Source organism: Alcaligenes sp. 13f (genome assembly GCF_020496585.1).
Lineage (GTDB): Bacteria > Pseudomonadota > Gammaproteobacteria > Burkholderiales > Burkholderiaceae_B > Alcaligenes > Alcaligenes phenolicus.
In genome coordinates this window covers 217,814-231,556 of sequence record NZ_JAHKKC010000001.1, presented here as the reverse complement: position 1 = coordinate 231,556, position 13,743 = coordinate 217,814, and the positions used below count along the sequence as shown (strand labels likewise).

Below are 13,743 nucleotides of genomic sequence, written 5' to 3'. Positions count from 1 at the left end.
CAAAATTAAAGGCGCAGATCGGACTGTTCGCGATCAAACACATACTTCAAGTCGTAGAGCACATGCTCGGGCTTGCCCCATTGGCGCACGCCGTCCACGCCCAGCTCCTTGAACTGCTTGTGAGCCACGGCCACGATGACCCCGTCGTACTCGCCCGCCTTGGGAGTCTCGACAGGCGTAATGCCGTATTCGTGCTGCGCTTCTTTGGGATCAACCCAGGGGTCGTACACGTCTACATGAACATCGTATTGCTTGAGTTCATGCACGATATCGACAATACGGGTGTTACGCAGATCCGGGCAGTTTTCCTTGAAGGCCAGACCCAGCAGCAGAACGCGCGAACCTTGCACCTGAATGCGGCGCTTGGTCATGGCTTTAACCAGCTGGGACGCCACGTAACCACCCATGGAGTCGTTCAGGCGACGGCCAGCCAGAATGATTTCGGGGTGGTAACCGATAGCTTGTGCCTTGTGGGTCAGGTAGTAGGGGTCCACGCCAATGCAGTGACCACCCACCAGACCGGGACGGAAAGGCAGGAAGTTCCACTTGGTGCCCGCCGCTTCCAGCACGTCCAGGGTATCAATCCCCAGACGGTTGAAAATCAGGGCCAGTTCGTTGATCAGGGCGATATTCACGTCGCGCTGGGTGTTCTCGATCACCTTGGCCGCTTCAGCCACACGAATGGAGCTGGCCTTGAATGTGCCCACCACAATGATCTCGCGGTACAGGGCATCTACCAGCTCAGCTACTTCAGGCGTCGAGCCGGAAGTGACTTTCTTGATGGTGGAGACGCGGTGTTCCTTGTCGCCCGGATTGATACGCTCCGGGCTGTAGCCGGCGTAGAAATCTTCGTTGAAGCGCAGACCCGACACTTGCTCCAGCACGGGCACGCACACTTCTTCGGTAGCACCTGGGTAAACCGTGGACTCGTAAACCACGATGTCACCACGCTTGAGCACTTTACCGATGGTCTCGGACGCACGAACCAGCGGCGTCAGATCGGGCTGCTTGAATTCATCAATAGGCGTGGGCACGGTCACGATGAAGACATTGGCCTGTGCCAGTTCATCCGCCTCGCAGGAGTAGCTCAGGCCACTGGCCTCGGCCAGCTCTGCGCTCTCGACCTCCAACGTGCGGTCTACCCCTTCCTTGAGTTCGGCGACGCGACGCGCGTTAATGTCAAAACCAATAACGGAACGCTTTTTGCCAAACTCTACTGCCAAAGGCAAACCGACATATCCCAAGCCGATAACGGCCAGTTTCACATTCTCAAGTTGCAACTTCATTCTCCAGTTAGCGCTATGCGCAAGGAATAATCTTGAACGCCTGCCAGTCTCAATCCCGGTCTACGCGCCGCCGTACCGACGGCAGCAGCAACCAGGAGGGGCGACGCCACGAAACCAGACGGGAATAGAGCCAGATATACACCAGTGAGAAGGCCAACATGCTGGCGCACAAAGCCCAGGTATTGTCCCACCAGATCGTGGCCGGAACCAAACCGATCAAGGCCAGAACCCACAGGTAAGGCGAGGTCATGGCATTACAGAACGCGGGCAAGGCCCCACCGCTGTCACGACTGAACGTGGAGCGCACCAGACGGCGGAACACCAGTTGATGCAGGTGCAGCGCATCCGGTTGATCCACAGGTACACCCCGTTTGAAACGGCGGCGCCAGATCGAAAACATGGTTTCGAAAACAGGATAAAACAGCACGGCCAAGGCGTAGAACGGCGACACACTGGGGTTGCGCACCACCAGCTGTACAGCCAGCTCAGCCAGCATGAAGCCCAGGAAATACGCCCCGCCATCGCCCAGAAAGACCCGTCCGAAAGGAAAGTTCCACACCAGAAAACCCAGGGTGGCCGAGGCCAGCGAGGCCGCAATCAGGAAAATCGGGATGTCCTGCACCTGCAGGGCCACCAGAGCCAGGGACAGAGCCATCAAGGTGGCGATCATGCCCGCCAGGCCGTTCATCCCGTCAATAATATTCAGTGCATGAGTACAGCCGCCCACGGCAATCATGGTAAAGAGCAGCGAAATGGGCCAGAAGCCCAGAACCCAGTCGGCCCAGCTCACCCCAACGCGCGACACTCCACCCAGCAGCCACCAGGCAATCGCTGCCGACAGGAAAGCGGCCAGCAAACGTTTCAGAGAACCCACGTCCTTGGTGATGTCCTCGACCAGGCCCGCCACAAAAACCGGCATGGCAGCCAGAAACAAGACCGGCCACAGCCAGGTCAGTGTCATGTTGCTGGGACCCAGCACCAGCAAGCCGGCCAAACTGCCTGCCACCACCGCCAGCCCTCCCACACGCGGGGTAGGACGAGAATGGGACGCTTGGGGTTTACTAAGGTCGCTGTCCCCGGTCAAACGGCCGTGCCAACGCTCGGAGGCCACAATAAGCCCGCCGACCATAAAAGCCACGACACAGATATACAACCAGGTAAAGGATTCCCCCATCTGAGGTAAAGACACCGCGAAACACCCTGCAAGGTTAGGAACTACATCATTATCAACCTGCCTTCCGGCTTGTGTCCGTGACTAGTCGCTTTAAATGCAACAATTTTCGTCAAGTTCCGTATCACTTTCGTGTAGGCAGGAGTAGCACGCTAATTTGCCCGAGCGCGAGCCCGAAAGCAAGTATTTTGCGGGATTGGGGCTCAGGAATCGGGTTGCGGCAACGGTTCTGTCGAGGCCAGCTGATTACCGCATTCGGTCAGCAGACGCCGCAACCAGCGATGGCTGGGCGAATGCCGGTTACGTTCATGCCAGAGCTGATAAAAGCGCATGGGCGGAAACTCCAGCGGGGCCTCCAGAATCGCCAGGGGCAATAGTCGACAATAAAACTCGGCGAAATGACGCGAAGTCGTAAAAATCAGGTCTGTATTCTGTAGCAAATACGGTGCTGCCGAAAAGGACTGCACCGCCACGCTTTCATCACGCTGAATACGTAAGGTCGCCAAGGTTGTATCGATGACACCGCGCTGGTTGATGGAATACGGCATGGGCACCACATGGCGCGCCCGCACGTAATCATCCATGGTCAGCCCCTTGCGAGCCAAGGGGTGCGTTGCCGCTACCAGGCAGACAATCTGATCTTCCAGCAGCACGGACAGATGCATGCGATCGGGCGGTTCGGGCCAGTTCCCAATGACCATATCCAGGTCGCCTTCCGCCAAAGAACGCTCAAAATCAAAGCTGGCATCCAGAGAATGCAGATTCAAGCGTGCCCCCGGTGCCTCGCGACGCATGCGCTCGACCACTCCGCCAATAAAGACAGGCGCCAGATAATCTGGCGCTCCGATATGAAACTCACTGCGACTTACCTGAGGGTCGAAACTGTCGGGTGCATTAACCATACAGTCGATCTCGGCCAGGGCTCCTTTAGCGTGGGCCAGCAGGCCAATGGCGCGCTCGGTAGGCACCATGCCCCCTTTTTCGCGCACCAGCAAAGGATCGCCAATAATGTCACGCAAGCGTCGTAAGGCCGCACTGATAGCAGGCTGCGACTGGTTCATTTTGAACGCGGTACGCGAGACGCTGCGCTCGGTAACGAGTAAGCAAAATACCCTCAAGAGATAGGTATCAAGCGGGTTATCCCCACGTCGGGCGGCCATCTTATTCTCTCCTTCTTACGCTTTTTTCCAGCATGATAATGACATACATGCACAATACGAGATGGCATATATCATTTATACGCCTAATTCTATTTTATTTATAAACAGAAAACTTAAACTGGTCCCATATAAGAAAATCATAGCCCACAGGCGGTGGTTTATAAGGGTTTGAATAAATCAAACATACCGTGTAAACGCCCACCCACTACCCTTGATAAAACGGCCTCCAGGCCTGGTCCTGGAGCCGCCTCGGCTCGCACTATTTACGCTTAGATAATCGGACTGACACATGACTACTCAAACCCTTACCACCACACAGGCGCTCACCGAACTCTCCAGCCTGGATCAGAGCCAATTTGTGGACAAGCTCGAAGGTATTTTTGAACACTCCCCCTGGGTCCCTGAGCGTAGCTGGAACCAGCGTCCCTTTGAAAGCGTGGATCAGTTGCACGCCTGCATGGTGCAAGTGGTCCAAGAAGCATCGCACGAAGAACAGAAGAACCTGATCTGTGCTCACCCCGAGCTGGCTGGTAAAGAAGCCGAGCAAGGGACACTGACCACCGCATCGACAGGCGAACAACGTGGCGCCGGCCTGGATCAGTGTTCGGCCGAAGAGCTGGCCCGTCTGCGTGGCCTGAATGCCCAATACCGTGAGCGCTTCGGTTTTCCCTTCGTGATTGCCGTCAAGGGTTTGAGCCGTTACCAAATCATGGATACAGTAGAAGCTCGTCTGAACAACAGTGCTGAAACCGAGTTTCAAGCTTGTCTGACTGAAATCGGCAAGATTGCCCGTTTCCGTCTGGATGCGCTGCTGGGCTGATTTTGCTGCCTGCCGGGTCTTGTTGACCCATCCAGTTCACGGGGTAGCGCCAGCCTGCGGGCACGCTGCCCTTTGTTTCCTCTGACCCTTCGTGGCGCGGCTGCTTTCAGCCCCACGCGGGTCTGCCCTACCAAGGACCTCTGCCATGACAATCACATTGAAGTTGGAAACCCTGACAGCCGAAGCCTTCGCCCCCTTTGGTGATGTCATCGAGGCCTCCGACACGGTTCAGCACTTCACCATCAATGAAGGCAATACCGAGCGCTACCACGACCTGGCCAAGATCGAGCCGGGTGCAGACGGCCACGCGATTGTGTCCATTTTCCGTGGTCAGCCACGCACCCTGCCCTTTACCGTGGAAATGATGGAACGCCACCCCAAAGGTAGCCAGGCCTTCATTCCGCAGTCCGGCCAACCGTATCTGGTGATTGTGGCCCCTGCTGGCCCGACTCCCAAGGCAAGCGATCTACGCCTGTTCCTGGCCCGTGGCGACCAGGGCGTGAACTACGCAACTGGCGTTTGGCACCACCCCTTGATGGCACTGAATCAAGTGGCCGACTTCATCGTGATTGATCGCAAAGGTCCCGGCGACAACTGCGATGTGATTCAGCTGGAAGAAAAAGCCATCATTGCTGAACTGGAAACCACAGCAGCGTGAGCCAGTCCTGTCCCATCACGCCGGACATAGCGGCCATTTACGCCCATCGTCCGGCCGATATTGATCCTGAGCACTGGCGTGCCCGTGTCAATCTGGCCGCCGCCTACCGGCTGGCGGCCCGCCAGGGCTGGGACGATATCATCTACACCCATATTTCCCTGCGCCTGCCCGGCCACGACGACACTTTCCTGATCAATCCCTTCGGTTTGCGCTTTGATGAAATCTGCGCTTCCAATCTGCTCTTGATTGATACCCAGGGCCAGGTTGTGGACGGCACAGGCCGTCGTGCCAACCCCAGCGGTTTTGCCATTCACGGCGCCGTTCACCGCGCCCGAGCGGATGCACACTGTGTCATCCACTTACATACAGATGCCTCGATTGCCGTCTCGGCTCTGTCCTGTGGACTGCTGCCTCTATCGCAACACGCCATGCGGTTCTGGCAGGATATTGGCTATCACGACTATGCCGGTCTGGCCTTCCCGCCCCAGGAGCAAGAGGCCCTGCTCAAGCAATTAGGCTCCTATCCCGCTCTGCTCTTGCGCAATCACGGCGCCCTGACCTGTGGCCGTACTGTTGCCGAGGCTTATGTCCTGATGGATGCCTTGGAGCGCGCCTGTCGCATTCAGCTCTCGGCCATGGCTGCCAGCCCGCAACTGCACCTGCCCCCAACGGATGTGCTGGATTTGACACATCGCCAGCTTTTACCTGGGGATGAGCCAGAGGGCTTGTTAGAATGGCCAGCCTTGCTGCGCAAGCTCTATCAGAGCGAGCCGGATTTTTGCCGCTAAGACCCTTTCCACCCCTACGGAGCTTTTATGCCTTCTATTAACGTACAACTATTCGACGGCCGTCCCGTGGAAATCAAGCGTGAGCTCGCCCAGGCCCTGACTAAAGAAGCCTGTCGCGTGCTTGGCTGTACCCCGGAGGCCGTCGATGTGGTCTTTACCGACGTCAAACGCGAGGACTGGGCCACGGCCGGCGTCCTGTGGTCGGACAAATAACTCAGACCCATGAAAAAGCGGCCACAGGGCCGCTTTTTTTATATCTTTCAGTACCTTAACGGCTCTTCAAACATAAATCAAACGGTAGTTTGGAGGCTGCTAACATAGATTTCCAGGACGGACTAGGTGGGCAATACCCCTAGCACTGAAAAATGCATGAAAAAAGCAGGAATCTGCTAGGGCGTGGCCTGAACACAGGCCCCATCTACAGGGCTTATATCCTTTCCCCCCTGTCAGCATCAGCCTGCCATACGCTTTTACGTATTCTACTTATCAAGCCGTACTGCCTTCCAGTGATACGGCCCATCCGATAACTTTATGCTTACGCGGCCCAGGCATCGGCTGCGCATAACGTATTAATAAGGAGACCCGGATGTCCGCCAACCCAGAAGTGTCCACACCTGCTGCTTGTGACGGTGTAGACGAACGCCTACCAACGGGGCGCCTGGCAACCCTTGGTTTGCAACACGTCATGGTGATGTACGCGGGCGCAGTTGCTGTCCCCCTGATCATTGGTGCGGCCTTGGGCCTGTCCAAGGAACAGATCGCATTCCTGATTAATGCCGACCTGCTGTGCTGTGGCCTGATCACCATCATCCAGGCTCGTGGCCTGGGTATGTTCGGTATCAAACTGCCCGTCATGATGGGCGTGTCCTTTGCAGCGGTCAGCCCCATGATCGCCATTGGCCTGGATCCGCAACTGGGCCTGCCCGGTATTTTCGGCGCCACCATTCTGGCCGGTATCTTCAGTATTCTGATTGCTCCGGTATTTAGCCGTCTGATGGGCCTGTTCCCCCCGGTCGTGACCGGCATCATCATTACCGTGATTGGCGTGACGCTGATGCGCGTGGGTCTGAACTGGATCGGCGGCGGCTCCCCTACTATTACTGACGCCGCCACCGGCCTGTCCATCCCCAACCCCGAATACGGCTCGCTGGAAAACCTGGGCATTGCCCTGATGGTGCTGACTGTGATCCTGCTGATCACCAAGTTTGCACGCGGTTTCCTGGCAAACGTGGCAGTGCTGATTGGCCTGCTGGTCGGTTTCTTTGTCTCTTTGGCCATGGGTCGCATCACCTTTGAAGGTCTGGATCAGACCAGCTGGTTTGCGGTGGTGACTCCATTCCACTTTGGCGTGCCTACTTTCAGCTGGGCCCTGCTGGGCGCAGCGGCAGTCCTGTCCCTGATCATGGTGGTGATCATGGTTGAGTCTCTGGGCATGTTCCTGGCATTGGGCTCCATCTGCGGCCGTCCTACCGACCGAGAAGCGCTGGTGCGCGGTCTGCGTACCGACGGTCTGGGTACCCTGGTGGGCGGCATCATGAACACCTTCCCGCACAGCTCGTTCTCGCAAAACGTGGGCCTGGTCAGCGTGACCGGCGTGCGCAGCCGCTGGGTATGTGTCATGGGGGGTGCCTTCCTGATCATGCTGGGCCTGTTCCCCAAAATGGCTTTCATTGTGGCCTCCATCCCCAACTACGTTCTGGGCGGTGCTGGCATTGTGATGTTCGGCATGGTGGCCGCTACCGGCATCAAGATCCTGATGTCAGCCAACCTGAACCGCAACCCTTACAACCCCTATATCGTGGCCATCAGCCTGGGCTTTGGCATGATTCCCCTGGTTGCCGAGCACCTGCTGGACAAGATGCCCCCTGCTCTGGCTCCCTTGCTGCATAGCGGAATCTTGCTGGCTGCCGTATCTGCCATCTTGTTGAACCTGTTTTTCAACGGCATGGAAAAATACGCCGACCAAGGTCACACCGTTGAATCCACCGCTGCTACCCAGGCCCGCAAACAGGCCGCCGCTCAAAAAGCGACTGAAGACAGCGGCAATCACCTGGCCTCGCAAAACGGCTAAGCCCCTTTTTGATCAGCCGCCCTGCCTGAAATGGGCGGCTGTTCAAATTCCTGCAGTACCTTCATAAAAGTATCGACTGTCCATAATTAATCTAAGCAAGGTCAGTAACACCCACTCAAAGAAAACTAAGGCCGCAGGCCGTAAGGGACATCAGATCCCAAGGACCTGCTTGCGCTCAAACAAAGAGGAGACACCATGAAAAAGCTACATTCTGCTCGCTGGGCATGCGCCCTGCTGGCCGCCCCACTGCTGTCCAGCCCCGCCTTGGCAGCCGACTGGAGCGACACCTTTTTAGGCTACCGCTTCAGCACGCAATACACCGAGCCGATGAACGATCGGACTATCCAGAAGCACATCCTGAGCCTGACACACGTTAACGGCTACAGCCTGGGCCAGAACTTCTTTAACCTGGATATTCTGCAGTCGGATCGCTACGACCCGTCCAGCGGCAATGGCAGCAATGGCGCCACCGAGTTCTACGCCACCTACCGTCACCAGCTCTCCATGGGCAAGGTATTCGACAAGGATCTGAGCTTTGGTCCCGTGAAAGATGTGGCCATTACTGCAGGCTTTGACCTGAACACCAAGAACACTGCCTTTGCACCTCGCAAACGCCTGCTGGTGCTGGGCCCGACCTTCAAATTCGATGTCCCCCGAGGTTTTGTGGACCTGAGCCTGATGGTGGGTAAGGAATGGAACCACTGCGGTCTGGGTGCTCCCGCCTGCCCGGACAGTCGCAGCTCCTTCCACACCCAGTTTCTGGCCAGCCTGAACTGGAACCTGCCCTTCGATGTGGGTTCGGTCCCGCTGAAGTTCCAGGGCTTTGCCAACTACGCAGGCCCCAAGGGTGACGACTACGCGGGCATCAGCACCAAGTCTGAAGTGCTGGTCCGTACCTCCCTGATGGCTGACGTGGGTAAAGTGGCCTTCGACAAGAAGAACACCCTGTGGGTGGGTATTGGCTACGAGTACTGGTACAACAAGTTCGGTAATCGCTATATGGCGAACGGCAACCTGAAGCCTGGCATCAAAACCAGCGCCCCCACCGTACAAGTGGAATGGCACTTCTAAGCGCCATGCAGCATAAAAAAAAACCGCTTTTCGAAGCGGTTTTTTTTATTCAGAAGACCAAAGCAGTTAGAACTGCACCTCGCCGTCCCAATAACCCGGGGTGTTGTAGATGGCTCGCAAATAGTCGATAAAACGTCGCACTTTGGCTGGCAGATAACGCTGTTGCTGATACACCGCCTGGATGTCGTAGCTGGGAATCTCGAACTCATTCAGCACCGTCACCAGCTCGCCTCGCTTGAGTTCTGGCTGAATTTCCCAGGTGGAGCGCCAGCCAATCCCCCAACCTTGCTTGACCCAATTAAAGAGCAATTCACCGTCATTGCAGTCCAGATCACCATCAACCCGTACCGCCAAAGGACGACCATCCCGCAAGAAGGTCCAGCCGCGTTGCTGCCCACCCTGCAAGTTAAAGGCCAGGCAGTTATGACGAGCCAGATCTTCCGGTACGCGCGGCACCCCGTGACGCTCGAAATACTCGGGCGTACCACACACCACACGCCGGTTCGGATACAGACGTACCGCCACATAGTTGGGGTCTGTGACCTCGCCAATACGCAAGGCCATGTCATAACCTTCGCGCACCAGATCCACCACGCTGTCGGTGAAGTTGAAAGACAGCTTCAGCTCGGGGTAACGCTTCTTGAAGGACAAGGCATGCGGTGCCACATGACGACGCCCAAAGGCAGCCGGAGCCGATACCACCAGGTGCCCGCGCACCACTTTACGCTGGGCGCTGATGCTGGCTTCAGCCTCTTCAAAGTCCTTCAGAATTTGTTTGCACTGCTCCAGAAACTGCTCGCCCAGATCAGTCAACGTCAGCCCGCGCGTGGACCGGTGCATCAAACGCACCCCCAGTCTCTGCTCCAAGGCATCCAGGCGCCTACCCATCACCACCGGGGTAACGCCTTCGATCACGGACGCAGCCGCAAAACTGCCTTTTTCAGCGACCAGCGCAAAACTTCGAATTTCGGTATAACGGCTCATTCAATACTCCAAGTATCGATAGAAACAATCGTACCACCATTTCTAGGCAGGGCTATCACTCCTTATTATCGAGTTGTGAATTTCGTCAAACGATGATCTAGGAGATATCAATGGCTCGAATGAGAGCAGTGGACGCCGCCGCCGCGATTTTACGTAAAGAAGGCGTGAGCACCGTATTTGGCGTGCCTGGCGCCGCAATCAACCCCTTCTACTCCGCACTGCGCAAGGAAGGTGGCTTTGATCACATTCTCGCCCGCCACGTGGAAGGCGCTTCCCACATGGCCGAAGGTTTTACCCGTGCCAATCCCGGCAATATCGGCGTATGTATCGGTACTTCCGGCCCCGCTGGCACAGACATGATCACCGGCCTGTACTCCGCATCGGCTGACTCGATCCCAATTCTGTGCATTACCGGCCAGGCCCCTCGTGCCCGCCTGTACAAGGAAGACTTCCAGGCCGTGGACATTGAATCCATTGCCAAGCCCGTGACCAAGTGGGCCGTCACCGTGCGCGAACCCGATCTGATCCCGCGCGTGTTCCAGCAGGCTTTCCACATCATGCGCTCTGGCCGTCCTGGTCCTGTGCTGATCGATATGCCTATCGACGTGCAGATGGCCGAGATCGAATTTGATCTGGATACCTACTCCCCGCTGGAAGCCTACAAGCCTGCTGCCACCCGTGCCCAGGCTGAAAAAGCCATCGAACTGCTGAACGCTTCCGAGCGTCCGCTGATCGTATCCGGTGGCGGCGTCATCAACGCCAACGCATCCGAGCTGCTGCAGGAATTTGCCGAGCTGGTCAACGTACCCGTTATCCCGACTCTGATGGGCTGGGGTACTGTGGCCGACGATCACCCATTGATGGCTGGCATGGTTGGCCTGCAAACCTCGCACCGCTACGGCAACCAGACCTTGCTGGCATCGGACTTTGTATTCGGTATCGGTAACCGCTGGGCCAACCGCCACACCGGTTCCGTAGACGTCTACACCGAAGGCCGCAAGTTCGTGCACGTGGACATTGAGCCTACGCAGATCGGCCGTGTATTTGGCCCTGATCTGGGTATTGCCTCGGACGCTGGCGCTGCACTGAAGCTGTTCATTGAAGTGGCCAAGGAGTACAAGGCTGCCGGCAAGTTGCGCGACCGCGCCGCCTGGGTAGCCGACTGCCAGAAACGCAAGGCCACCTTGCAGCGCAAGACCAATTTCGACAACGTGCCCCTGAAGCCTCAGCGCGTTTACGAAGAAATGAACCGCGCCTTTGGCCCTTCGACCACCTACGTCAGCACCATTGGCCTGTCGCAGATTGCTGCCGCCCAGTTCCTGCACGTGTACAAGCCACGTCACTGGATCAACTGCGGTCAGGCAGGCCCATTGGGCTGGACGATTCCTGCTGCACTGGGTGTGGTTGCGGCTGACCCCGGTCGCGAAGTGGTAGCCATTTCGGGCGACTACGACTTCCAGTTCATGATTGAAGAGCTGGCCGTAGGCGCACAATTCAAGCTGCCTTACCTGCACATTCTGGTCAACAACGCCTACCTGGGTCTGATCCGTCAGGCACAGCGCGGCTTTGAGATGGACTATTGTGTACAACTGGCCTTTGACAACATCAACGCCCCTGAAACCGAAGGTTATGGCGTGGATCACATCACCGTGGTGGAAGGTCTGGGTTGCAAGGCCATCCGCGTACACAAACCCGAAGACATCCAGCCCGCCATTGAACAGGCTCGCGCATGGATGAAAGAGTTCAGCGTGCCGGTTGTGATCGAACTGATCCTGGAGCGCGTCACCAACATTGCCATGGGTACCGAACTGCACAATGTGACGGAATTCGAGTCCCTGGCCGAAGCGGGTATTGACGCCCCCACCGCCATCTCGCTGATGGACTGATTGCTGATTTAAAAAACGGAGTAGCACTATGCCAAAATTTGCCGCCAACCTGACCATGCTGTTTAACGAGCACGACTTCCTGGATCGCTTCCAGGCAGCGGCCGAAGCTGGTTTCAAGGGAGTGGAGTACCTGTTCCCCTACGCCTACGACAAACAGCAGCTGGCTGACAAACTGCAACAACACGGTTTGACCCAAGTGTTGCACAACCTGCCTGCGGGCGACTGGGACGGCGGCGAGCGCGGCATTGCAATCCTGCCCGAGCGCGTGGGTGAATTCCAGGACGGCGTAGGCCGTGCCATTGAATACGCCACCGCGCTGGGCTGCAAGCAAGTCAACTGCCTGGCTGGCAAGCTGGCCGAAGGTGCAGACCGCGAACTGGCTCACAAGACCTTGGTCAGCAATCTGCAGTTTGCTGCCGCCAAGTTGAAAGACGCCGGCCTGCGCCTGCTGGTTGAACCCATCAATACCTTCGACATTCCAGGTTTCTACCTGAACCGTACCGAACAGGCCGCGGCGCTGTTGCAGGACGTGGGTTCGGACAATCTGTTCATCCAGTACGACGTCTACCACGCCCAGCGCATGGAAGGCGAGCTGGCTGCCACCATGAAAAAGCACCTGGACAAGATTGCACACATCCAGATCGCGGATAACCCAGGCCGCAACGAACCGGGCACAGGCGAGATCAACTACGCCTGGCTGTTCAAGTACATCGACAGCATTGGCTACCAGGGCTGGATCGGCGGCGAGTACAAGCCCGCCGGCGTGACCAAGGATGGCCTGGGCTGGATGACCGAACTGACTGAAGTCACCGCCTGATCGTCGAATACCTGCAGATAATTATTAGGAGATTACACAATGGCTAAAATCGGTTTTATTGGTTTGGGCATCATGGGCGCACCCATGGCCGTCAACCTGATCAAGGGTGGTCATGAGCTGTTTGCCTACACCCGTGGCGACTTCCCCAAAAGCGTGAAAGAAGCTGGTGCCACCGTTTGCGCCAACGGCACCGAAGTGACCCGTCAGGCTGACATCATCATCACGATGGTGCCCGACACCCCGCACGTGGAAGATGCTCTGTTTGGCGAAGACGGCATTGCCGCTGGCCTGACCGCTGGCAAGATCGTGGTGGACATGAGCTCCATCTCCCCCGTGGCCACCAAAGGCTTTGCCGAGCGCATCGTCAAGCTGGGTTGCGAATACCTGGACGCGCCTGTGTCCGGTGGCGAAGTCGGTGCCAAGGCTGGCTCGCTGACCATCATGGTCGGCGGCAAGCAAGAAGCCTTCGACAAGGTCAAGCCCCTGTTTGAACTGATGGGCAAGAACATCACCCTGGTCGGCGGCTACGGCGACGGTCAAATCACCAAAGTGGCCAACCAGATCATCGTGGCTCTGACCATTGAAGCCGTGGGCGAAGCCCTGTTGCTGGCCTCCAAGGCCGGTGCCGATGCGGGCAAGGTTCGTGAAGCGCTGATGGGCGGTTTCGCAAACTCCCGTATTCTGGAAGTTCACGGTGAGCGCATGGTCAAGCGCACGTTTGATCCAGGCTTCCGCATCGAACTGCACCAGAAAGACTTGAACCTGGCCCTGACCACGGCGCGCCAGCTGGGTGTAGCACTGCCCAACACCGCAACGGCCCAGGAGCTGTTCAATACCTGCGCCGCCCACGGTGGCGCCGCACAAGACCACTCCGCCATGGTCCGCGCTCTGGAAATCATGGCCAACTACGAGATTGGTCAATAAGATCGGTTCAAGGATGCTCCCGTCCGGACTGATTTTTTCCAGATATCAAGCCAGTACGACCGGGACATCCAGCAAGCGGGCTGCGGCCCGCTTTTTTTTACCGCCAA

Annotated in this window: 13 protein-coding genes; 9 read left to right on the top strand and 4 right to left on the bottom strand. The window is 57.2% G+C overall.

The window, feature by feature from the left end; genetic code table 11:
* Nucleotides 1-5: 5 nt before the first annotated feature.
* The 3 genes from tviB to KOE80_RS01050 all read right to left on the bottom strand — a co-directional run bounded on the left by tviB (nucleotide 6) and on the right by KOE80_RS01050 (nucleotide 3,617).
* The gene (gene tviB / locus KOE80_RS01060) at nucleotides 6-1,286 is read right to left on the bottom strand and encodes a Vi polysaccharide biosynthesis UDP-N-acetylglucosamine C-6 dehydrogenase TviB (protein WP_086046069.1); all 1,281 of its coding nucleotides are present in this window, start codon (nucleotides 1,284-1,286) and stop codon (nucleotides 6-8) included.
* 49 nt (nucleotides 1,287-1,335) lie between these two features.
* Entirely contained in the window at nucleotides 1,336-2,460 is a 1,125-nt protein-coding gene (locus KOE80_RS01055; protein ID WP_042482977.1) for an MraY family glycosyltransferase, read from the bottom strand.
* A gap of 200 nt (nucleotides 2,461-2,660) precedes the next feature.
* Nucleotides 2,661-3,617 (bottom strand): LysR family transcriptional regulator, encoded by a 957-nt coding sequence (locus tag KOE80_RS01050; protein WP_009461103.1) that lies wholly within the window; start codon nucleotides 3,615-3,617, stop codon nucleotides 2,661-2,663.
* A 289-nt stretch (nucleotides 3,618-3,906) separates the two neighbouring features.
* Between KOE80_RS01050 and uraD the strand changes: the two genes are divergently transcribed.
* From uraD to KOE80_RS01020, 6 genes are all read left to right on the top strand, one after another.
* Nucleotides 3,907-4,437, top strand: coding sequence for a 2-oxo-4-hydroxy-4-carboxy-5-ureidoimidazoline decarboxylase (uraD, locus tag KOE80_RS01045; RefSeq protein ID WP_035271248.1), 531 nt, complete (start codon nucleotides 3,907-3,909; stop codon nucleotides 4,435-4,437).
* A 145-nt stretch (nucleotides 4,438-4,582) separates the two neighbouring features.
* Complete coding sequence (locus tag KOE80_RS01040) at nucleotides 4,583-5,095, top strand: ureidoglycolate lyase (RefSeq protein ID WP_035271249.1); 513 nt, start codon at nucleotides 4,583-4,585, stop codon at nucleotides 5,093-5,095.
* Nucleotides 5,092-5,883, top strand: coding sequence for a class II aldolase/adducin family protein (locus KOE80_RS01035; RefSeq protein ID WP_022983252.1), 792 nt, complete (start codon nucleotides 5,092-5,094; stop codon nucleotides 5,881-5,883). The genes KOE80_RS01040 and KOE80_RS01035 overlap by 4 nt, the downstream gene beginning before the upstream one ends.
* Nucleotides 5,884-5,910: 27 nt before the next feature.
* The gene (locus KOE80_RS01030; RefSeq protein ID WP_009461108.1) at nucleotides 5,911-6,096 is read left to right on the top strand and encodes a 4-oxalocrotonate tautomerase; all 186 of its coding nucleotides are present in this window, start codon (nucleotides 5,911-5,913) and stop codon (nucleotides 6,094-6,096) included.
* Nucleotides 6,097-6,469: 373 nt separating this feature from the next.
* Nucleotides 6,470-7,954 (top strand): nucleobase:cation symporter-2 family protein, encoded by a 1,485-nt coding sequence (locus tag KOE80_RS01025; protein ID WP_083054174.1) that lies wholly within the window; start codon nucleotides 6,470-6,472, stop codon nucleotides 7,952-7,954.
* Between the two features lie 195 nt (nucleotides 7,955-8,149).
* Nucleotides 8,150-9,025 (top strand): hypothetical protein, encoded by an 876-nt coding sequence (locus tag KOE80_RS01020; protein WP_035271251.1) that lies wholly within the window; start codon nucleotides 8,150-8,152, stop codon nucleotides 9,023-9,025.
* Nucleotides 9,026-9,091: 66 nt separating this feature from the next.
* Here KOE80_RS01020 and KOE80_RS01015 read toward each other — a convergent pair whose 3' ends face one another.
* A complete protein-coding gene (locus KOE80_RS01015) occupies nucleotides 9,092-10,009 on the bottom strand; it encodes a LysR family transcriptional regulator (protein ID WP_026485032.1) in 918 nt (305 codons plus the stop codon).
* A 110-nt stretch (nucleotides 10,010-10,119) separates the two neighbouring features.
* Between KOE80_RS01015 and gcl the strand changes: the two genes are divergently transcribed.
* From gcl to KOE80_RS01000, 3 genes are read left to right on the top strand one after another with little or no spacing between them, the layout of a single operon-like run.
* Complete coding sequence (gene gcl / locus KOE80_RS01010; RefSeq protein ID WP_035271252.1) at nucleotides 10,120-11,895, top strand: glyoxylate carboligase; 1,776 nt, start codon at nucleotides 10,120-10,122, stop codon at nucleotides 11,893-11,895.
* A 28-nt stretch (nucleotides 11,896-11,923) separates the two neighbouring features.
* Nucleotides 11,924-12,712 (top strand): hydroxypyruvate isomerase, encoded by a 789-nt coding sequence (gene hyi, locus KOE80_RS01005; protein ID WP_026485030.1) that lies wholly within the window; start codon nucleotides 11,924-11,926, stop codon nucleotides 12,710-12,712.
* A gap of 39 nt (nucleotides 12,713-12,751) precedes the next feature.
* Nucleotides 12,752-13,636, top strand: a complete 885-nt coding sequence (locus KOE80_RS01000; protein ID WP_045930827.1) for a 2-hydroxy-3-oxopropionate reductase — start codon at nucleotides 12,752-12,754, stop codon at nucleotides 13,634-13,636.
* Nucleotides 13,637-13,743 lie beyond the last annotated feature (107 nt).